The 20,120-nt window shown below is 73.3% G+C and carries 21 protein-coding genes and 1 pseudogene; 10 read left to right on the forward strand and 12 right to left on the reverse strand.

The window, feature by feature from the left end; genetic code table 11:
- Positions 1–367 precede the first annotated feature (367 nt).
- The gene (locus AB0G08_RS21675; RefSeq protein ID WP_358090790.1) at positions 368–844 is read left to right on the forward strand and encodes a hypothetical protein; all 477 of its coding nucleotides are present in this window, start codon (positions 368–370) and stop codon (positions 842–844) included.
- A gap of 352 nt (positions 845–1,196) precedes the next feature.
- Here AB0G08_RS21675 and AB0G08_RS21680 read toward each other — a convergent pair whose 3' ends face one another.
- A complete protein-coding gene (locus AB0G08_RS21680; RefSeq protein WP_358090793.1) occupies positions 1,197–1,718 on the reverse strand; it encodes a hypothetical protein in 522 nt (173 codons plus the stop codon).
- 242 nt (positions 1,719–1,960) lie between these two features.
- Here AB0G08_RS21680 and AB0G08_RS21685 point away from each other — a divergent pair, with 242 nt between their 5' ends.
- Entirely contained in the window at positions 1,961–2,164 is a 204-nt protein-coding gene (locus AB0G08_RS21685) for a hypothetical protein (protein WP_358090797.1), read from the forward strand.
- 85 nt (positions 2,165–2,249) lie between these two features.
- Here AB0G08_RS21685 and AB0G08_RS21690 read toward each other — a convergent pair whose 3' ends face one another.
- From AB0G08_RS21690 to AB0G08_RS21700, 3 genes are all read right to left on the reverse strand, one after another.
- Positions 2,250–3,506 (reverse strand): MFS transporter, encoded by a 1,257-nt coding sequence (locus tag AB0G08_RS21690; protein WP_358090800.1) that lies wholly within the window; start codon positions 3,504–3,506, stop codon positions 2,250–2,252.
- 1 nt (position 3,507) lies between these two features.
- Positions 3,508–4,107 carry a helix-turn-helix domain-containing protein gene (locus AB0G08_RS21695; protein WP_358090803.1) on the reverse strand — a complete coding sequence of 200 codons (600 nt, stop codon included), beginning with the start codon at positions 4,105–4,107 and terminating at the stop codon, positions 3,508–3,510.
- Between the two features lie 365 nt (positions 4,108–4,472).
- Positions 4,473–4,844 carry a VOC family protein gene (locus AB0G08_RS21700; protein ID WP_358090806.1) on the reverse strand — a complete coding sequence of 124 codons (372 nt, stop codon included), beginning with the start codon at positions 4,842–4,844 and terminating at the stop codon, positions 4,473–4,475.
- A 235-nt stretch (positions 4,845–5,079) separates the two neighbouring features.
- Between AB0G08_RS21700 and AB0G08_RS21705 the strand changes: the two genes are divergently transcribed.
- The gene (locus AB0G08_RS21705; RefSeq protein ID WP_358090809.1) at positions 5,080–6,057 is read left to right on the forward strand and encodes a zinc-binding dehydrogenase; all 978 of its coding nucleotides are present in this window, start codon (positions 5,080–5,082) and stop codon (positions 6,055–6,057) included.
- A gap of 409 nt (positions 6,058–6,466) precedes the next feature.
- Here the strand turns inward: AB0G08_RS21705 and AB0G08_RS21710 are convergent, their stop codons facing one another.
- Positions 6,467–7,066: an ATP-dependent Clp protease proteolytic subunit gene (locus AB0G08_RS21710; protein ID WP_358090812.1), complete on the reverse strand. Its 600-nt coding sequence runs from the start codon at positions 7,064–7,066 to the stop codon at positions 6,467–6,469.
- A gap of 138 nt (positions 7,067–7,204) precedes the next feature.
- A complete protein-coding gene (locus AB0G08_RS21715; RefSeq protein WP_358090815.1) occupies positions 7,205–7,702 on the reverse strand; it encodes a helix-turn-helix transcriptional regulator in 498 nt (165 codons plus the stop codon).
- Between the two features lie 186 nt (positions 7,703–7,888).
- Between AB0G08_RS21715 and AB0G08_RS21720 the strand changes: the two genes are divergently transcribed.
- On the forward strand, positions 7,889–8,902 hold the full coding sequence (locus tag AB0G08_RS21720; RefSeq protein ID WP_358090818.1) for a potassium channel family protein: 1,014 nt from the start codon (positions 7,889–7,891) through the stop codon (positions 8,900–8,902).
- A 119-nt stretch (positions 8,903–9,021) separates the two neighbouring features.
- On the opposite strand, the gene AB0G08_RS21725 is transcribed toward AB0G08_RS21720, so the two are convergent.
- The 3 genes from AB0G08_RS21725 to AB0G08_RS21735 all read right to left on the reverse strand — a co-directional run bounded on the left by AB0G08_RS21725 (position 9,022) and on the right by AB0G08_RS21735 (position 13,628).
- Positions 9,022–10,056, reverse strand: coding sequence for a 2-oxoacid:ferredoxin oxidoreductase subunit beta (locus tag AB0G08_RS21725; protein ID WP_358090821.1), 1,035 nt, complete (start codon positions 10,054–10,056; stop codon positions 9,022–9,024).
- Positions 10,049–11,896, reverse strand: a complete 1,848-nt coding sequence (locus AB0G08_RS21730; RefSeq protein ID WP_358090824.1) for a 2-oxoacid:acceptor oxidoreductase subunit alpha — start codon at positions 11,894–11,896, stop codon at positions 10,049–10,051. Before AB0G08_RS21730 ends, AB0G08_RS21725 begins: the two co-directional genes overlap by 8 nt.
- 322 nt (positions 11,897–12,218) lie before the next feature.
- Positions 12,219–13,628, reverse strand: a complete 1,410-nt coding sequence (locus AB0G08_RS21735) for a hypothetical protein (protein ID WP_358090827.1) — start codon at positions 13,626–13,628, stop codon at positions 12,219–12,221.
- Between the two features lie 131 nt (positions 13,629–13,759).
- Here AB0G08_RS21735 and ndhC point away from each other — a divergent pair, with 131 nt between their 5' ends.
- Complete coding sequence (gene ndhC, locus AB0G08_RS21740; protein WP_121396759.1) at positions 13,760–14,137, forward strand: NADH-quinone oxidoreductase subunit A; 378 nt, start codon at positions 13,760–13,762, stop codon at positions 14,135–14,137.
- 45 nt (positions 14,138–14,182) lie between these two features.
- Here the strand turns inward: ndhC and folP are convergent, their stop codons facing one another.
- Positions 14,183–15,052, reverse strand: a complete 870-nt coding sequence (gene folP / locus AB0G08_RS21745) for a dihydropteroate synthase (RefSeq protein ID WP_358090832.1) — start codon at positions 15,050–15,052, stop codon at positions 14,183–14,185.
- A gap of 201 nt (positions 15,053–15,253) precedes the next feature.
- On the opposite strand from folP, the pseudogene AB0G08_RS21750 reads away from it, so the two are divergent.
- The 4 genes and pseudogenes from AB0G08_RS21750 to AB0G08_RS21765 all read left to right on the forward strand — a co-directional run.
- A pseudogene (locus AB0G08_RS21750) lies at positions 15,254–15,619 on the forward strand (DivIVA domain-containing protein); the annotation flags it as partial.
- Between the two features lie 503 nt (positions 15,620–16,122).
- A complete protein-coding gene (locus AB0G08_RS21755) occupies positions 16,123–16,620 on the forward strand; it encodes an SRPBCC family protein (protein ID WP_357875581.1) in 498 nt (165 codons plus the stop codon).
- A gap of 162 nt (positions 16,621–16,782) precedes the next feature.
- Complete coding sequence (locus AB0G08_RS21760; protein WP_358090835.1) at positions 16,783–17,364, forward strand: DNA-3-methyladenine glycosylase I; 582 nt, start codon at positions 16,783–16,785, stop codon at positions 17,362–17,364.
- Between the two features lie 13 nt (positions 17,365–17,377).
- Positions 17,378–18,001 carry a hypothetical protein gene (locus tag AB0G08_RS21765; RefSeq protein WP_358090839.1) on the forward strand — a complete coding sequence of 208 codons (624 nt, stop codon included), beginning with the start codon at positions 17,378–17,380 and terminating at the stop codon, positions 17,999–18,001.
- Positions 18,002–18,140: 139 nt separating this feature from the next.
- Here the strand turns inward: AB0G08_RS21765 and AB0G08_RS21770 are convergent, their stop codons facing one another.
- Both AB0G08_RS21770 and AB0G08_RS21775 read right to left on the reverse strand, forming a co-directional pair.
- Positions 18,141–18,932, reverse strand: a complete 792-nt coding sequence (locus AB0G08_RS21770; RefSeq protein WP_358090842.1) for an enoyl-CoA hydratase-related protein — start codon at positions 18,930–18,932, stop codon at positions 18,141–18,143.
- Positions 18,933–18,934: 2 nt separating this feature from the next.
- A complete protein-coding gene (locus AB0G08_RS21775) occupies positions 18,935–19,753 on the reverse strand; it encodes a PaaX family transcriptional regulator C-terminal domain-containing protein (RefSeq protein WP_358090845.1) in 819 nt (272 codons plus the stop codon).
- 190 nt (positions 19,754–19,943) lie between these two features.
- On the opposite strand from AB0G08_RS21775, the gene AB0G08_RS21780 reads away from it, so the two are divergent.
- On the forward strand, positions 19,944–20,111 hold the full coding sequence (locus AB0G08_RS21780) for a DUF3117 domain-containing protein (protein ID WP_007455245.1): 168 nt from the start codon (positions 19,944–19,946) through the stop codon (positions 20,109–20,111).
- The last annotated feature ends 9 nt before the right edge of the window (positions 20,112–20,120 follow it).

A 20,120-nucleotide genomic window follows, 5' to 3' on the forward strand; every position in this document is an offset into this window, starting at 1 on the left:
CGGCATCGCACACCTCCACAACATCATCCTCGCCGGGTGACACCAGCACCGTTGCCGGGCAACACCTTCACCGAGTTACGAGACGTCCTTTAGGCGAAGGGTCAGGATGCCATCATCGAGCAAATCGGTTCGACCACCGCTCACCGCTTCAATGCCGCCTCGATCCGCTCGTTCATCCGGCTGCGATCCCCGTCGAGGCACTTCGATCAAGGGGCCTCGCAAGCGCGGCCCGCCCGCCGCGCTCGGCCTGCTGGCGGCCTCCGGCCGGCGCGGTGAACTGCATCTCCTGGTTGGACTGGCAGGGTGAAACCGGTCGCGCTTCGTGGGTGACGAGGTGTCGGGACATGCCGTCCGTAGCATCGACCCGGTGGTTTCCCAGATGGATGCAAACGACGGTGATATCGGCTCGGCCCTGCCGGTGCCGGCTGCGGGTTCCCGCGATGCGTTTCGCGTGGAGTTCGTCCCGACTAGCCAGGACGGTCGGTTCGGTGAGTTCCAGCTCTACGTGGGTGGCGTCCCGATCGGGGATGGCAGCACAACTGCCTGGTACCCGCACTACATGGATTTCTGCCGCCTGTGCAGCTTGGCGGAGCAGCCTGGCATACGGGAACGGGGGCCGTTGCACCTTGGCGACACCTTCGATCACCTGAACATGTACGTGGAGATGACCGAGATCGACGTGGTGTTCACTTTCACCACCCGCCCCGGCTTGGAGTGGGGTGAGCCACCGCCGTGGGCGCCACCGGTGGGCGTATGGATGCGGCTGAGCGTTGCCCGCTTGGAGTTCATCCGCATCTGGCGTCAGGCCGAGCCGCAGTTCCGCTCTCTCACGGCAGGACGGTAGCCGGGACTTCGTCAGTACGTCGGGCTTCCCTCAGAGCGCAGCGAATAATGATCACCGGGCGAGTCGTCCTCATCCGGGCACCGAGACGGTTATCAGCGTGGCGGTCCTTCTTGCCGTGACGATCGCGGGGTGGTCGGCCACCGTCGTGGCCGGGGCGGTCGGCTGCCGCGCCGCTTCGCGGCTTGCCACCGAGTACCTGGGACCAGGCGCACGGCAAGCCGCCGACACGGCAAGCCGCCCCCGGCCTCCGGGCCGGGGGCGGTAAGCCGTACGCCGCCGGGCAGCCGCGCGCCCACTGCGCAGCCGTGCCTTGGTGCGGGTGGCCCATGACGACGTTGGTCGGCAGCCACTGCTACTCCGCAAGCTCCGGGTGGTGCCCGTGGTCGAAGGCTCTTCGCTCGGCTTCGGAGAGGAGTCCGTCTACCTCTGCTTCGTTCCGCTCCACGAAGTCGGCAAAGGCCCCAAGGGTCAAGATCATGGCGTAAGTCTTGGTCCGAACCGAGAGGTCTCCGATCGCAACGTCCTCACCCATCTCGGAGCGGATGAGGGCCTCGGTCTCCGGCCAAGGCAGTTCCGGGCCGAATGCGCGCCGCATGGCAGATACGAGGAGTTCAAGGTCTTTGAGCCCGTGGTTGGGCTCGAAGAGTCGGGCCACCGCGATTTGGAAGGCGGCGATCATGACATGGGCGGAGCCGAGCGAGCTGAACTCTGGGAACCTTGCCGTGAGTGGTTCGCTCTCCGATGACTGGCGCAGCATGCTCTCCCGTAGGAACCTGCCCATGAGCGTGCGGGGCATCTGGGGCGAGATTGGTGAATCCACCGGCTGGGACTTGCGGTACCTACGCCTGGCCACGGCTAGTGTCTCCCTCCTCATTCCGTCGATCAGTCTGGCAGCAGAGGGCAGGCATGGCGTGAGCCATCATCCCGAGGCCGTCATGGCCATCCATGGCCAGTGACTGTGGCGGGCAGCGGTCATGTGCGGGCACGAGGGGCAGCTGTCCCGGCCGCAGGCGTCGCGGGATCAGGGCTTGGTTGAGCGCGCTCTTCCAAACTGCGGGTTGCCGAAAGACGACCGCACGCACGCCGTCCGGTCGGCCGCCGGGAGAGACTTGTCCGGTGACGACCGCCGAGCCGCCGGACGTAGTGACAGAGAAGGCCGTCTTGCAGCTCCTGCACCTGGCCTTCCTGGAGATTAGGTTCCACACGGCTCCGGTGGACGACGAGTCGCTGGAGACCTTGCTGAAGCGGCGTGATCAAGCGCGCATCGATGCGGCTGGCCCACCGTGGGCGGCCTCTTGTATCGCGGGGACACGCGCCTGAACGGCCAGGCTGGGACGTTCGTGTCCGGCGCCAGCGAAGCGATCCGCGATCAACAGCTTGCTCGCCGGTCGGCTGCCTGCGGGGCTTACGCCGTCCGGGAGGTCGCCGGTGGGGCGGGGACAGCCGCTACCGGATGTGGCACCGGGAGGGCGAGCAGCACGACCACCCCGGCGAGGCAGTAGGCCGCGCCTTGAGCGGCCAGGACCGGCAGGATGCCGATTCGTCCACCGAGGGTGCCCGCCGCGATCGTGCCGAGCAGCATCGCCGCACCGTTCGCGGCGGCCATCGCCCCGAAGATCCGCCCGCGGTGGCTGTCGGTCGTCGCGTTCTGGAAGACGGTCATGCCGCCGGCGGTCAGGAACGCGGCCGGCAGCCCCACGAGCGCGATGAGCACCGGTGCGGGCCAGAGCGCGAGTGTGGTCAGCGGGTACAGGAACAGCACCAGGTCCAGCACGCCGAAGGCGAGCGCGCCCCAGCCGAACATCGCACGGGGCGCGAAGTGGTGCCCGACCAGCGTCGCGGTGAGGCCTCCCACGATGCCGCCGACCGCCTGGGCCGCCATGATGATGCCGAAGGCGCGGGCGTCGCCGTCCAGCACGTCGCGGACGAACGGCGCCATCAGCGTACCCATGATCGCTTCGCCTACGCCGGTGATGACGGTGAACGCCAGGAAGACCCGCAGGGTCCGGCTGGCAAGCCCGATGCGCATGCCTTCAGCCCATTCCCGCAGCACGTGGGAACGCCTCGCCGTCGAGCCGGATCGGCGCCGGGTGGGAATCAGCCGCAGCAGCCCGGCCGCCAGCGCGAAGGTCGCCATGTCCACGAGGCCCAGCAGGGTGATGCCGCCGACCGCCGCGATCAACCCGCCGAGCGCGGCGCCGATGAGACGGGCGACGTCGCGGGCCTGGCCGTTGAGCGAGTTGACCGTGACGAGGTGTTCGGGCGCCACCAGGGACGGCACGAGCGCGGCCTCGGCGGAGGTGAAGAACAGCGCGAGACAGCCTTGCGCCGCGATCACCAGATAGACCAGCCACACCTGGCCCGCATGCTGCACGGCGAGCAGCGGCAGCAGGGCCACGACCATCAGCAGGTTGGTGCCGACCATCGTGAGGCGTCGGTCCCACCGGTCGGCGTAGACGCCCGCGACGGATCCGAGCGCGATCCGCGGAAGCAGCGAGGCCAGGACCGAGCCTGCCGATGCGAGGGTGGAGCCGGTCAGGACGTAGACCTGGTAGGCGAGCCCGGTCCGCAGGATCCAGTCACCGGTGAGTGAGATCAGGTTCGCGGCGAGGAGCAGCCGCAGGTCCCGGTTGCCGGCGAGGATCCTCCAGAGCCGGCGCACGTCATCCGCCCGACGGCGTCGGACGCAGCGGCGCGGCCACGAGGGTCAGATTCACCGGTACGGCGTCGGCAGGCCGTCTGCCCGGGTCGCCAGCCGGCCGCCGGGCGGCCAGCGGCGCCACGAGTTCGTCCCACCGCTGTTTGAGTTCGGCGAACTCCTCGACCGTGAGGTAGAGCAGGCTCTGCGAGACTCCCGCGTGGTCGCCCCAACGGGGATCCTCGTCGGCGCGGCGCTGCTGCCACTCCTCGAGTTGGGCGGTGGCCTGTTCGACGAGGTGGCGCTCGAGCAACTCGACCGGTTCCCAGGCCTCGGCCGAACCGTCCGCCGCCTCGAACCGGTGCGAGACGGCGGTGATCCGCCAGGGCCGCTCCCGGTTGTCGCCGGCGTCGGCGTGTTCCACGAAGCCGTACTTGGCGAGATGCCGCAGGTGGTGCGAGGCGAGCGCCTGGCTGACGCCGAGTTGCCGGGCCGCCTCCGCAGCGGTCAGCGATCCCTCGCGACCGACGAGAGCGCAGAGCTTGAGGCGTAGGGGATGGGCCAGTGCCCGCAGCGCGAGCGGATCACTGACGACCCGCCGGCTTCCGTCGGATTCCAAGGACATGCTTGGGATGTTGGCGCAGCCGTGGGCGTACGTCAAGCAGATGCTTGGAATATCGACCGCGCGGGCCGGCGAGCGCAGAACGGCGGCCGGGAGCAGACACGCCCGACCGGCGTGCCGAGCGATGCGGGCCGCGGGGGACGAGGTCGTGGAGGGTGAGGGCCGCCAGCGTGAGCGACGGCGGTCCGGCCACCAGAGCCGTCAAGGTGGCGGCGGCGCCTGGCCGGGTGGGATGCGCGGAGGACGCCGGCTTCCCGGTGCCGACCGGGTGGTCGCCCGGTCGGACCGGCGGTACGGCGAGCCGCCCGGCCTGGTCCTGGCCGCCCGGCGGTACGGGATGGGCGGCACCGACCGGGCCGGTCGTGGCGTCAGTCCTGGCCCCAAACCAGGCAGAACGGGTGCCCCACCGGGTCGGCATAGACGCGGAAACCGCTGCTGCGGCCCCCGCCGCCCCGCAACAGGGTGGCGCCCAGCCGGAGCACCGCCTGCTCGGCCTCCTGGATGTCGTCCACCTCCACGTCGAGGTGGGCCTGCTGCGGCCGGGTCGGATCCGGCCACTGTGGCGGCCGGTAGTCGTCGACGCCCTGGAAGCAGAGGCGGGGGTGCCCGTCCGGGCCCTTCAACGTCACCCAGTGTCCGTCGCTGTCGGCCCACTCCAGGCCGGTGAGTTCGACGTAGAACTCCGCCAGCTTCTCGGCGTCCGGGCAGTCCAGCACCACCGAGTGCAGTCGACCGATCATCCGACCTCTCCCGTCATCGTGATGGCGCGACGACCGGTGCCCCCGGTCACCGTGCCAGTGAAGGTACCCGCCGACGGTCGTGGCGTGGCTGAGGGCGCGCAAGGGCGGCCGGGTCCCGACGGGCCACCCGGAGCGGCAGCGCCACCAGACGCTCCGGCGCCACGGGTGGCGCCTACCGACCGACCCGGGGCGCCGGTATTGACCTCAAGCTCGGTTGAGGATGTCGGATGGTGGCATGCGTGCGATCCGACTTCACGAGTTCGGTCCCCCCGGCAACCTGGTGCTCGGCGACCTGCCGGACCTGACACCCGACCCGGGCCAGGTCCGGATCGCCGTGTCGGCCAGCGGCGTGCACCTGCTCGACACGATCCTGCGGCGGGGCGAGGCGGGCGGCCCGTTCGCGCTGCCCGACCTGCCCACCATCCCCGGCCGGGAGGTCGCCGGCGTCGTCGACGAGCTGGGCGAGGGCGTGGACGAGTCGTGGCGCGGCAAGCGGGTCGTCGCGCACCTGGGCATGGTGCCGGGCGGGTACGCCGAGCAGGCGGTCACCGCCGTCGGGTCGCTGTACGTCGTACCGCCGGAGCTGACCGACGCCGAGGCGGTGGCCGCGGTCGGCACGGGCCGGACGGCCCTCGGGATCCTCGACCTGGAACCGCCGGCGGCGGACGACGTCGTCTTCGTGCCGTCGGCGGCCGGCGGGGTCGGCTGGCTGCTGGCGCAGGCCGCGCGGACGACCGGCGCCACCGTGGTGGCGGCGGCGCGCGGCGTCGACCGGACGGCGAAGCTGCGCGAGCTGGGCGCGGACCTGGTGGTGGACTACGGCCGCCCGGACTGGGCCGACCGGGTGCGGGAGCGGGTCGGCGGCCTGAGCCTGGTGTACGACGGGGTGGGCGGCGCGGTGGGCCGGGCCGCCCTGGAGCTGACGGGGCCGGGCGGCCGGTTCATGATGTTCGGCTGGTCGGCGGGGGAGGCGACCCGGATCGACACCGGCGACGTCATCGACCGGGGGCTGACCGTGGGCTGGCTGGGGCAGCGGATGCGGGCCCTGCCCGGCGGCATCCCGGCGCTGGCCGGCCGGTCGTTGGAGCTGGCCGGGCGGGGCTGGTGGCGGCCGCTGGTCTCGACCTACCCGCTGGCCGACGCCGCGACCGCGCACGCCGACCTGGAGGGACGCCGGGCGCTGGGCAAGGTCGTGCTGACCGTCGCGCGTTGACGCGGGCGGCGGTACGGGGCCTCAGTCGACCGGCCGTCCCGGAACCGCTCGGCGTGGGCGGCGGCGATGACGTCGTAGGACGCCCGGGTGTCACGCGGATGGTCCGGTCCACTCACGACCCGGCACGTTACCGGCCCTCGGCGCCTGCCAGGGGCGGAGCCGGTCCGTCGTCGGATGTAACGAGATTCGTGTGCAATACGCTGCGCCCTGCGCTCCGCGCAGGATCCCGTCGGCGGGAATAGGCTCGTGCTCATCGACGGCCGGCACCAGCGGCGGCCATCGCGTACCTGGGGTCGGACGCGGATCGAGGGGGCGCGTCCGGCGCCCGGTTCCACGTCTCGCCCCGCGCGGGAGGCCGCCGCCGTCGCGCGTCACCGGTCCGGGCCGCCCCCGTCGCGGCCCGGACCCGTCAGCTCCCCGGAAGCTGCTCGGCCTTCGTGACCACCCGGTCGATCAGGCCGTACTCGCGGGCCTCCTCGGCGGTGAACCACCGGTCGCGGTCCCAGTCCCGCTGGATCTCCTCCAGGGTGCGCCCGCTGTGCCGGGCGATCAGCTCCTGCATGGTCCGCTTCACGTGCAGCATGTTCTCCGCCTGGATGGTGATGTCCGCGGCGGTGCCGCCCATCCCGCCGGACGGCTGGTGCATCATGATCCGCGAGTGGGGCAGCGCGTAACGCTTGCCGGCCGTGCCCGCGCAGAGCAGGAACTGCCCCATCGAGCCGGCGAAGCCGAGCGCCACCGTGGCCACGTCGTTGCGGACGAAGCGCATCGTGTCGTAGACGGCCATGCCCGCGCTCACCGAGCCGCCCGGCGAGTTGATGTAGAGCACGATGTCCCGCTCCGGGTCCTCGGCGGCGAGCAGCAGCATCTGGGCGCAGATCTGGTTCGCCGAGGCGTCGGTCACCTCCGTGCCGAGGAAGATGATCCGCTCCCTCAGCAGCCGATCGAACACCTGGTCGCCGAAGGAGGGCTGCCCACCGTCCAACATCCGCACGTCGAGACCGATCATCGAGTCCGCCCTTTCGGCAGTGCCGGCGGGCGACCGGAGGACGCCCGGGGGACCGGCGCCTCCAGCCTGCGCGGAACAGGGCGCGTGGAGCCAACGATTCTGCCGGCGGCAGATCAGCCGACGGCAGAACCGGCCGGCCTAGACGAGGGTCGATGTGCGCGCGCCCGCCCGGGCCCGCCCGCAGGCCAGCGCGACGCGGGTACGCGGGCCGGGGCGACCGCCCCCTGCGGAGGCGGACCGCCCGACCCGGAGGGTCGGACCGCCCGTGCGCGGCCCCAGGTGGAGCAGCGGGCCGCCGGTCCGGGGACCGACCCGCACTGCCGGGGCGGCGGCGTCGGGGCGGCCGACCTCCGCCCGCTCCAGCCGGGCCAGGCCGGCCCGGGGCGCGGCCGGGATGCGCGGCTCGACCCGGCGCAGGTCGTCGCGCGCCTCCTCCAACAGGTCGGACAGGTGGATGCCGAGCGCCCGGCAGATCGCCGCGAGCACCTCCGAGGAGGCCTCCTTGCGGCCGCGTTCGACCTCGGACAGGTAGGGCACCGACACTCCGGCGGCCTCGGCCACCTCGCGCAGCGTGCGGCCCTGCCGCAGCCGCAGGCGGCGCAGCACCCCGCCGATCACTCGTCGCAGCAACGACATGCGGGCCTCGCTCTCGGGCTCGTCGTCCGGGGGACACCCCCATCATGCCCGCTGTCGGCCGCGCCGGGTGGCCCGTCCGGCCGCGCGTCGTCGTACCCCCGGGTCGACGACCCCGCCGTGCGAGATCCGCGCAGGCCGCTATGTTGTGGTCGTGCAGGCGACGACAGGGCCGGGGCGGGCCCTCACGTGATCCACTTTCCCGCGCAGCGACGGGGCCCCCTGAGCGCGCTGAGTCTCCGGCTGGCCGCCGCCCTCGGGCTGGTCTTCGCCACCGTCGCCGTGGTCTACCTCGACCGGGACGGCTACCGCGACGTCAACGAGGACGCCCTGACCCTCCTCGACTGCTTCTACTACGCGGTGGTCACCCTCTCGACCACCGGCTACGGGGACATCACCCCGGTCAGCCAGACCGCCCGGCTGATCAACGTCGTCTACATCACGCCGGCCCGGGTGATCTTCCTTATCATCCTGGTCGGCACCACCCTGGAAGTGCTGACCGAGCAGTACCGCACCGGGCGTCGCCTGTCGCGGTGGAGGAGAGCCGTGAAGGACCACGTCATCATCTGCGGCTACGGCACGAAGGGCCGCAGCGCGGTCTCCGCCCTGCTGGAGAACGGGCTGGACAAGTCCCGGATCGTGGTGGTGGAGCGCAGCGGTCCGGCGCTGCGGCAGGCCACCTCGGCCGGCCTGGTGGCGATCGAGGGCTCGGCGACCCGCTCGTCGGTGCTCAACGAGGCGCACGTACGCAACGCCAAGGCGGTGATCATCGCGACCGACAGCGACGACGCCTCGGTCCTGGTGGCGTTGACCGTCCGGCAGCTCACCGCCGGGCAGGTGCGGATCATCGCCGCCGCCCGGGAGGCGGAGAACGCCCCGCTGCTCAAGCAGAGCGGCGCCCACCACGTGATCGTCTCCTCGGCCACCGCCGGCCGGCTGCTGGGCCTGTCCACCTCGGCCCCGCCGCTGATCGACGTGGTGGAGGACCTGCTCACCCCCGGCCAGGGCATGGCGCTGGCGATGCGCTCCGCCGAGCGGTCCGAGGTGGGCCGCTCCCCCCGGGAGCTGGAGTCGCTGGTCATCGCGCTGGTCCGGCGGGGCAAGGTGGTCACCCTGGCCGACAAGGCCGGCGCGGTCATCGAGACCGGCGACATGCTGGTGCACGTGCGCGACGACCGGCCCCAGGCGACCGCCACGCACTGACCCACGCCTGCGACGCAGGGCCCGTCACCGGTCGGTGACGGGCCCTGCCGCGTACTCGAATCGTTGCGGGTGCCGTGCGGACGTCCCGCCGCCGGGCGGGTCGCGTCGGCGCCGGTCGGTCAGAGGATGGTCCAGGTGTCCCCACTGGCGAGGAGGCCGGCGAGCTGCTGCTCCGGGGTCTCGGTGACCTTGGCCTTCGCCTCGGCGAGCTGCCCCTGCACCACGCTGTCGTACGACGGCCGGTCCACCGAGCGGAACACGCCGATCGGGGTGTTCCGCAGGTCCAGGCCGGGCAGCCGGGACAGCGCGAAGGCGTACGCCGGGTCGGTGACCGTCGCGTCGTGCACGACGATCTCCCCCGGGCTGACCGACGCGGTCTCCCGGACCTCCAGGCCGAACCCGCCGGGCGGGTGCACGACGCAGAACTGCCCGTCCTTGCCGAACGTGATCGGCTGCCCGTGCTCCAGCCGGATCAGGAAGTCGTCTCGGGTGGCCGGCTCCTTGAGCTGGTCGAACGCGCCGTCGTTGAAGATGTTGCAGTTCTGGTAGATCTCCACGAACGCCGAGCCCTGGTGCTCCGCCGCGGCCCGCAGCACCGACTGGAGGTGCTTGCGGTCGGAGTCGATGGTGCGGCCCACGAAGGTGGCCTCGGCCCCGAGGGCGAGCGACAGCGGGTTGAACGGCGCGTCGGCCGAGCCGGCCGGCGTCGACTTCGTGACCTTCCCGACCTCGGAGGTCGGCGAGTACTGCCCCTTGGTCAGGCCGTAGATCCGGTTGTTGAACAGCAGGATCTTCAGGTTGACGTTGCGGCGCAGCGCGTGGATCAGGTGGTTGCCGCCGATGGAGAGCGCGTCGCCGTCACCGGTGACCACCCAGACCGACAGGTCGGGCCGGGAGGCCGACAGGCCGGTGGCGATCGCCGGGGCGCGGCCGTGGATCGAGTGCATCCCGTAGGTGTTCATGTAGTACGGGAAGCGGGAGGAGCAGCCGATGCCGGAGACGAAGACGATCCGCTCGCGCGGGATGTTCAGCTCCGGCATGAACTGCTGGATCGCGGCGAGGATCGCGTAGTCGCCGCAGCCGGGGCACCAGCGCACCTCCTGGTCGGACTTGAAGTCCTTGGCGGTGAGCTTGAGGGCGATGGGCTCAGACATTCTTCAGGACCTCTTCCAGCATCGTCTCCAGCTCGGCGGCGGTGAACGGCAGGCCGCGGACCTGGTTGTAGCCGATCGCGTCGACCAGGTACTTCCCCCGGATCACGTGGGCGAGCTGGCCGAGGTTCATCTCGGGGATGACCACGCGGTCGTAGGAGCGCAGCACCGCGCCGAGGTTGGCCGGCATCGGGGCGAGGTGCCGCAGGTGCGCCTGCGCGATGGCGTGGCCGCGCTGGCGCAGGCCCCGGCACGCCGCGCCGATCGGCCCGTACGTGGAGCCCCAGCCGAGCACCAGCACCCGGGCGTCGCCCTCGGGGTCCTCGACCTCGACGTCCGGCACCGGGATCGTCTCGATCCGGGCCGCCCGGGTGCGCACCATGAAGTCGTGGTTCGCCGGGTCGTACGAGATGTCGCCCGTCTTGTCGGCCTTCTCCAGGCCGCCGATGCGGTGCTCCAGTCCGGCGGTGCCCGGGACGGCCCACGGCCGGGCCAGGGTCTCCGGGTCGCGCAGGTAGGGCAGGAACGTGGTGCCGTCGTCGCCGTTGGGCTTCGTGGCGAACTCGACCCGCAGGTCGGGCAGCGACTCGACGTCGGGCAGCAGCCACGGCTCGGAGCCGTTGGCGACGTAGTTGTCGGAGAGCAGGATGACCGGCGTGCGGTAGGTCAGCGCGATCCGGGCCGCCTCGATGGCCGCGTGGAAGCAGTCCGCCGGCGACTTCGGCGCGATCACCGCGACCGGGGCCTCGCCGTGGCGGCCGTAGAGCGCCATGTTGAGGTCGGCCTGCTCGGTCTTGGTGGGCATGCCCGTGGAGGGACCGGCCCGCTGCACGTCGACGATGACCAGCGGCAGCTCCAGCGCCACCGCGAGGGAGATCGTCTCGCTCTTGAGCGCCACGCCCGGGCCGCTGGTGGTGGTGACGCCGAGCGAGCCGCCGTACGACGCGCCCAGCGCCGCGCCGACCGCGGCGATCTCGTCCTCGGCCTGCATGGTGAGCACGCCGAAGCGCTTGTGCTTGCTCAGCTCGTGCAGGATGTCCGAGGCCGGGGTGATCGGGTAGGCGCCCAGGAAGACCGGCAGCCCGGAGCGGACGCCGGCGGCCACCAGGCCGAGCGAGAGGGCCGCGTTGCCGGTGATGTTGCGGTAGGTGCCCGGCCGCATCTTCGCCGGCTTGACCTCGTAGCGGACCGCGAAGTCCTCGGTGGTCTCGCCGAAGTTCCAGCCGGCCCGGAACGCCGCGACGTTGGCCGCGACCAGCTCGGGGCGGGCCGCGAACTTGCGCTCCAGGAAGCGCAACGTCGACTCGTACGGCCGGTTGTACATCCAGGAGAGCAGGCCGAGGGCGAACATGTTCTTGGCCCGCTCGGCGTCCTTCTTGGACACCGCCTGCTCGGCGAGCGCGCCGACCGTCATCGAGGTCAGCGCCACCGGGTGCACCACGTAGCCGGCGAGCGAGTCGTCCTCGAGCGGGTTCGACTGGTAGCCGACCTTGGCCAGGTTGCGCTTGGTGAACTCGTCGGTGTTGACGATGATGTCCGCGCCCCGCGGCAGGTCGGCGAGGTTCGCCTTGAGCGCCGCCGGGTTCATCGCCACCAGCACGTTCGGCGAGTCGCCGGGGGTCAGGATGTCGTAGTCGGCGAAGTGCACCTGGAAGCTCGACACGCCCGGCAGGGTGCCGGCGGGAGCCCGGATCTCCGCCGGGAAGTTCGGCAACGTGGAGATGTCGTTGCCCAGCTGCGCGGTCTCCGAGGTGAACCGGTCGCCGGTGAGCTGCATGCCGTCGCCGGAGTCACCGGCGAACCGGATGACCACCCGGTCCAGTTGACGGATCTGCTTGGTCACGCCTGCACCTCGCTTCGCTGGGCGCGGTCGCGCGGGCGGCTGAACGTGATGGTGACCTCGCCTTGCCCGGCCACGTGACCTCCTTGACGCACCGCTGCACCAGACCCGCCGAGGCGGGCCCGGTCCGCTGTAGTTACCTCACCTGAGAGCCTACGTCGAATCGCCGCCCCAACCTTCTCGGAGGCCGCCCTGTGGGATGCGATACAGCGAGATTCCACCCCGATTTGAGGTGTTTCCATCCGGCCGCCGTAATCCAGATCACCGGTCGCGGGGGTGGGCGGGCCGCCGGTTGGGGCGGACCGGCGGCGCGGGGCCGCCCGGGTCACTCCGTCGGCGCCGCGGACGGCCCGGTCACCGGGGCGGTCATCCGTCGCCGCAGCGAGGTGGTCGCCAGCGCGAGGGCGAACACCACCAGCAACGTGGAGATCACGATCAGGAGGATCGCCGTCCGCCGGACCGAGCCGTCTCCGCCGCCGTCGCTGACGGCGGGGGCCCCGGCGGCCAGTACGCCCTGCGACCCGGTCGGCGCGGGCGGCGAGGCCACCGGCGTCGCCAGCGCGGCGGCCGAGGTGATCCGGAAGCTCATCTGCACCTGCCGGGTCGGGCCGCTGCGCGGGTCGAGCTGCCCGAGCACCGCGCCGGCCAGCGGGGCCTGCCGCTGGGCCTCGGGCGTCGCGGACACCGGCAGCCGCAGCTGCGCGGTCCGGCCGGCGGCGAGGGTGCCCAACGCGCAGCGCGTACGGGCGGGACTGACGGTGGTGCAGCCGGACGGGGGCGTCGGCACGGTCACCCCGGCGGGCAGGACCACCTCGATGCGGCCCTCCGCGTCCACCCGGCCGGTGTTGCCCAGGCGCACCTCGAGCCCGCTCGAGCCGCCGCTGATGTCGAAGGAGACCGCGTCGGCGGCCAGCCTGATCCCCGGCACCGGCGGACCGGGCGGGAAGAGCACCGCGAACCCCTCGTCGTCGCCCACCACGCCGGGCACGCCGGGCGCGGTCGCGGTGACCCGGACGGAGCCGCTGAGCGGCATCCGCTTCCAGGCGTCGCCGTCGACGCGTACGCGGAGCAGGGTGCTGAACCGGGCGCCGGGCGCGCTCGCCCACTCGCCGCAGCGGTGCTCCCCGCCGCCGGCCGGGGCGCAGCCCCCGGTGCCGGCGTCGCTCAGCCCGGCCGGGAGCGTGTAGGCCAGCCGGATCCGGGCGGGCGTGGCGCCGGTGTTCGTGACGGTCACCCGCAGCGTGGTCACCGTGCTCGGCGCGTTCCAGTAGGCGGCGGTCAGGGTGACGTCGTCGGTCGTGACGCTGACCCCGGCCGCTGGCGCCGGCGGGGTGGAGGCGGGCGCGGAGGGCCGCACGGGCGGCACCGACGGCGCCGGGGGCGGTGCGGCGGTGGTCGGCGCGGCGGTGGTCGGCGCCGGCTGCTCCGGGGCCGTCGTCGTCGGGGCCGGCTCGGTCGTCGCGACCGGTGGCGTGGTCTCCGGCGGCGGGGCCGTGGTCGAGGGCGCCTCGGTGGGCACCGGTTCCGTCTCCGTCGGATCCGCCGTCGGCGTGTCCCCGCCCGGCTCCCCGGCCGGCTCGGTCGCGGGGGAGCCGACGCGGGCGGCGGTCGGGGCGGCGGTGGCCCAGCCCGGCCCCGCGGTGACGGTCAGCCCGACCGCGAGGCCGATCGCCAGCAGGGGCAGGGCGCGTCGGTCACGCGCCCGCCGGCCGGGCCGTACGTCCACGCGAGCCATCTGTCCTCCGGTGACGATGAGTGAGGTACCCATATTCGACAAATGTTGCTAGAGGGCACTAGTCCCGCCGGGAAACAAATCCGTAACGGGTTCGACCCGGGCGGCGACGAGGAGCGGTAGGCTCGGCGACCGTGACCGGTTACCTGGGCTCGTACGCGACGCTCGGGCTGCTGCTGCTCGCCAGCGTCCTCTTCTTCGTTACGGCGTTCTCGGCCAACCGGGTGTTACGTCCTGCCCGTCCGGCCGATCCCTTCGGCAAACGCACCAGCTACGAGTGCGGCCTCGACCCCGTCGGCGCCGACTGGGCGCAGATGCAGATCCGTTACTACGTGTACGCGTATCTCTACGTGCTGTTCGCCGTCGAGTCGGTGTTCCTCTTCCCGTGGGCGGTCGTCTTCGACCGGCCGGGATTCGGGATGGTCACGGTCGTGGAGATGGCCGTCTTCGTCGCGGTGCTGGCGCTCGGCATCCTCTACGCCTGGCGGAAGAACATCCTGCGCTGGTCCTGACCCCCACGGGCGGCCGACGGTCGCCCCACCGTCTTCGCCCGGCGGTCAGGCGAGGCCGCGCCGGGCCAGCGTCGGCGGGCGGTCGCCCCGGATCGAGGCGACCATGTCGAGCACCCGCCGGGTGGGCCGGACCTGGTGCGCGCGGAACACCCGGGCGCCCAGCCAGGCCGAGACGGCGGTGGCCGCCAGCGTCCCCTCCAGCCGCTCGGCCACCGGCAGGTCCAGCGTCTCGCCGATGAAGTCCTTGTTCGACAGGGCCACCAGCAGCGGCCAGCCGGTGCCGGAGAGCTCACCGAGCCGACGGGTGATCTCCAACGAGTGGCGGGTGTTCTTGCCGAAGTCGTGCGCCGGGTCGATCAGGATCCCGTCGGCGCGTACGCCCAGCGCGACCGCGCGGTCGGCGAGCCCGGTCACCGTCGTGAGCACGTCGGCGACCACATCGGCGAAGGCCGCGCGGTGCGGGCGGGTCCGGGGCGCCAGGCCGCCGGCGTGCGAGCAGACCAGGCCGGCCCCGGTGCGTGCCGCCACCTGGGCCAGTGCCGGGTCGGCGCCGGACCAGGTGTCGTTGAGCAGGTCGGCGCCCGCCGCCACCGCCTCCACCGCCACCTCGGCCCGCCAGGTGTCGATCGAGATCACCACGTCGGGGAAGGCGGCCCGGACGGCGGCGATGGTCGCCACCGTGCGGCGGATCTCCTCGGCCACGTCGACCTCGGCGCCCGGACCGGCCTTGACCCCGCCGATGTCGATGATCTCGGCGCCCTCCTCGACCGCCCGCTCCACGGCGCGCAGCGCGCTGTCCTGGGCGAAGGTCGCGCCCCGGTCGTAGAACGAGTCCGGCGTGCGGTTGACGATCGCCATCACCACCAGCTCGTCCGGGCCGAACGTGCGCCCACCGAGCCGAAGCGCCCCGGCCATGCCGCCTCCTGAAGGTCCGCCGCCGACCCGTGCCCGCCGTCGGCCGGTCACGACGCTAGCCGGTCCGCCCGGGTCGGGCCCGGCCGGTCCGCCGTCACCGCCTCCCGGCCCGGCGCGTCGGGCGGAGGTACTTCGACGCGGATCCGGGACGCGGCGGGTCGTGGGGTCGCTCCGGGCGGTTCGACATGCCACGATCTGTGCATGGGTCAGGTTCTGCTCCTGCTGGTCGTGGCGTTGACCGTCGCGGCGGTCGTGTTCGGGGTGACGGTGCTGGTCTCCGGCCGGGATCCCGGCCTGGCGCCGGCCGAGCCGGACGGACGGGCCGTGCCGTTGCCGGCGGCCCGCCCGCTGCGCGAGTCCGACGTGGGCGAGGTCCGGTTCGACACCGCGCTGCGGGGCTACCGCATGGCCCAGGTCGACCACGCGATGCGCCGGGCGGCCTACGACATCGGCTACAAGTCCGAGCTGATCGGCGTGCTGGAGGCGGAGGTCGCCGCGCTGCGCGAGGGGCGCACGGCGGACGCCGACGCCCTGCGCCGGGCCCGGGAGCGGGCCGCCGCCGAGCCGTCGCCGGAGGCCCGGGGGACGGTGCCGGTCGGGGCCGACCGGCCAGGCGCGCCGGGGGAGCCCGACGTGGTCGTCGAGCCGATCCCCGCGTTCGCCGGACCGACCGCCGGGTCGGCGGCGCAGGACGCGACGCCGGCCGGCTCCGGAGCCACCGGGCAGCACGCCGGCGCGGCCGTCACCCGGGCCGGCGCCGACCGTGCCGCGGCCCGGCCCGCCGACGAGGACGCCGCCGTCGTGGACGAAACCGACGCGGGCGACGCCGCTTCGGGTCGGACCGACGGCAGCGACGCCGGCGTGGGCCGGACGGGTGCAGGCGACGCCGCCTCGGGCCGGACGGGTGCGGGCGACGCCGCCCCGGGCCGGACGGGTGCGGGCGACGCCGGCGTGGGTCGGACCGACGGGGGCGACGCCGTCGCGGACCGGACTGCGGCGGACGACGACGGCACGACGCGGCCGGCGGGCGACGTGACCAGTCCCGGCCCGGTGGTCGGGTCGGAGTCGAAGTGACCGGGCCGGAACCCGGCGACGACCTGCGCGACGTGGCGCAGCCCGGCGCGGGCGAGGTCACCGCCACGGTGATCGTCGACGCGCCGGCCGAGCGGGTCTTCGCGGCGCTGACCGCCTGGGAGCGGCAGTCGGACTGGATCCCCTTCACCACCGTCCGGGTGGTCGAGGGCGACGGCGGCGAGGGCAGCCTGGTCGAGGCGGTCACGGCGCTCGGCCCCGCCGTGCTGCGCGACGAGATGCGGGTGGTCCGGGTGGACGCGCCCTACGAGGTGGGCGTCGTGCACTGCGGGAAGCTGCTGCGCGGCCCCGGGGTGCTCCGCTGTACGCCGCTGGAGCGGAACCGCACCCAGGTGGTCTGGCACGAGTGGTTCCACCTGCCGGTGGGCCCGGCCGGTCGGGTGGCCTGGCCGGTGCTCTGGCCCGGGTCGAAGTTCAGCCTGACCCAGGCGCTGAAGCGGTTCGGCCGGCTGGTGGAGCAGGGCCGGCTGCCCTGACCCGGGCTTCGCTTGATCGACTCGACGTCCCTGACATCGGGCGGTCGGCGCGGCCGGGACGCCCCGATGTCGTCGACTCCGGTCGGACCAGGCCGGGCCGCCCGGGCGCGATGCGGGACCGGAGGCCGCGGGCCTGTCGGGGCGGTGCCCTAGCGTGGACGCGTGACTGACCTGGTGATCGGCGCCGACGGGCTGCCACGATGCGGCTGGGGGCACAGCACCCCCGACTACGCCGCCTACCACGACACCGAGTGGGGCCGGCCCCTGCGCGGCGACGACGCGCTCTACGAGCGGCTCACGCTGGAGGCGTTCCAGTCGGGGCTGTCCTGGCTGACCATCCTCCGCAAGCGGCCGGCGTTCCGGCTGGCCTTCGACGAGTTCCGGATCGACGCCGTGGCCGGCTACGGCGACGCCGATGTCGCCCGGCTGCTCGGCGACGCCGGCATCGTCCGCAACCGCGCCAAGATCGAGGCGGCCATCGCCAACGCCCGGGCGGCGCTGGAGCTTCCGGAGGGGCTCTCCGCGCTGCTCTGGTCCTTCGCCCCGCCGCCCCGGCCGGCCCGGCCCACGTCGTTCGCGGAGGTGCCGGCGCTGACCGCCGAGTCCACCGCGATGGCCAAGGCGCTGAAGAAGCGGGGCTTCCGCTTCGTCGGCCCGACCACGGCCTACGCGCTGATGCAGGCCACGGGGATGGTCGACGACCACCTTGCGGGCTGCCACGTCGTGGCGGCGCACGCGGCGTGATGGGATGGATGCCATGACGACCGACACCGCGCACCGGGTGGACGCGGCGCGCCCCGCCGACGGCACGGGCGCCTGGGCGGTGCTGCTGCCGACCGGGCGCTACGAGGCCGAGCGGCTCGTCCACCACGACACGCTCGAGCTGACCGGTCTGGCCGACGCCGCCCGGCCCCGCCCCGGCGACCGGGTGGCCGTGCTGGCCGACGCGCCGCCCCGGCTGGTGGCGCTGGGCCGGGTCGCCGCGGCCAGCGGCCAGCAGCGGGAGGACCCGGACGACCCGCAGTCAGAGCGGGCCGAGGCGCCGCTGGTGGTGGCGTACACCCGGCGGGCCTTCGACGAGCCGGTGCCGGCCGACGCGCTGGCGCTCGACGGGCCGCTGACCGCACTGGACCCGACGGCCTTCCGGGAGCTGGCCGACCGGCTCGGCCCGCCGCCGCGGCGGCGCTCCTGGCTGGTCAGCCTGGACCTGCCGATCGAGGCCGCGTCGCCCGCCGAGGCGGTCCGCCTCTTCTGGGCCTACGTGCAGGAGCTGGGTCCCCGCGAGCTGCCCGCCTTCGTCTCGCCCTCCGGCGACGAGCTGGCCATGCAGGCGTTCGTGCTCGGCGCGGAGGCGAACCAGGATCCGGAGGAGGACGACTGACCCGACCCCGGGCGACGTCTCCGCGACGACGCTCGGGTCACCGCTGCAGGCGCGGCCTACCGCCTGGTCTGGCCGGCGTCCCGCCGCAGGTGCGCCCCACCGCCCGCGAATTGCCGGGGCGGGCCGGCCCGGGGAGGCGTCAGCGGCCCTCGAAGACCGGCTTCTGCTTGTTGACGAAGGCCAGGGTGCCGGCGCGGTGGTCGGCGGTGCCCCCGCAGATCGCCTGCGCCTGCGCCTCGGCGGCCAGAGCGTCGGCCAGCGTGCCCGCGTCGGCGATGGAGAGCTGCCGCTTGATCGCCCCGTACGCGACGGTCGGGCCGGCCGCCAGCCGGGCGGCCAGCTCCTGCGCGGTCGGCAGCACCTGCTCGTCGTCCTCCACCAGGCGGTTCAGCAGCCCGAGCTGGCAGGCGTCCGCCGCACGCACCGGCTCGGCCAGCATCAGCAGCTCGATGGCCTTGGCGTGCCCGACCAGCCGGGGCAGCGTCCAGGAGGCGCCGGTGTCGGCGGCGAGCCCGACCTTGGCGAACGCCATCAGGAAGCTGGTCGACGGCCCGCCGATGCGGATGTCGGCCAGGAAGGCCAGCGAGGCGCCCGCCCCGGCGGCCATCCCCCGCACGGCCGCGACCACCGGCTTGGGCAGGTTCGCCAGCCGGGCGGCGATCGGGTTGTAGTGCGCCCGGACGGTGTCCAGCGGGTTGCCGTCGGTGGACTCCAGGGTCTGCACGTGCTCGCGCAGGTCCTGCCCGGCGCTGAACGACCGACCCGCGCCCGCGAGCACCACCGCGCGGCAGGACCGGTCGGTCTCCAACTCGGCCAGCGTCTCGCGCAGCGCCTCCTTGAGCGCCACGTCGAGCGCGTTCATCGCCGTGGGGCGGTTCAGCGTCAGGGTGACGACGGCGTCGGTGCGGTCGACGAGCAGCGGCTCGGTCACTTCTAACGACCCTTCTGTCGGGCGATGCGGTTGCCGGAGTCGAGGCACTGCTCGACGTACCGGTCGGCGGCCGGCCGCAGCCGGGCCGCGTGCCGGTCGAAGAAACTGGCCGCGGCGGTGCCGGGCCAGCGCTCGGGGAGCAGCGCCGGGGGCAGCTGCGGGTCCCGGAACAGGAAGGTACGCCACGCGTGCACGAGCCGGAACCGGGCGGCGTACGCCTCCTCGTCCAGGCTGCGCACGGTGACGCCGGCCAGCAGCGGCCGCTGCTCGGCGACGAACTGCTCGTACGCCTGGCCGATCTCCGCCAGGTCCCAGGCCCGGCGCACCACGCCCATCGCGCCGGGGGTGCCGGCGGTGTGCGCGGCGGTGAACCGCTCGTAGCGCACGCCCGCCTCGTCGAGCAGCACGTCCACGTCCTCGCCCGGTCGGGTCGCCACCCAGGTGCACTCGTCCAGGGCGCCGTAGCCGAGGAAGGTCAGGTTGGCGGCGAGCCGCTGCCGGTCCCGCCGGGACAGGGGGGCCTCCAGCACCAGCAGGTCGAACCGCCCGTCCCAGGTGATCCGGCCGGTCCGGTAGATCCGTGCCGCCGCCTCGTCCAGCCGGCGGGCGGCTTTCGGTGTGATCGAATATCCCGGCCCGGAGATCAGCCGGCACGGGTCGAGCCACCCCTGGCGGACCATCCGGGAGACCGCCGTGCGCACGGCGGGCGGGGCGATCCCGAGCGGCGCCAGCAGCCTGACCAGGGCGGCGACGGGTGCCCGGCCGCCCCTCGCCCGGAGGTGGTCGCCGTACAGGTCGAAGAGTGCCGACCGTGCCTGCATGACCGCACATTGTGACAGGCCTTCTCAGGATAAGCTAGATGCTGTTACATCAATGCTGCTTCGGTTTGGGTCCGGCGGTGTTCATCAGGGAAAATCGTCAGTCGACACCCCCGCGTAGGTTGCGGGTGGTCAAGACGAAGTGGCTGTGGGGCAACCCACCGACCCTGGTGTAGGTCTGAGGGGAGACAACATGGCGGCGATGAAGCCGCGGACGGGCGACGGTCCGCTGGAAGTCACCAAGGAGGGCCGGGGCATCGTCATGCGCGTCCCGCTGGAGGGCGGTGGCCGGCTCGTCGTCGAGATGACTCCCGACGAGGCCAACGCGCTCGGTGACGCACTGAAGGCAGCCGCCGGCTGACCGAGGAAC

The organism is Micromonospora sp. NPDC023644 (assembly GCF_040640115.1).
Lineage (GTDB): Bacteria > Actinomycetota > Actinomycetes > Mycobacteriales > Micromonosporaceae > Micromonospora.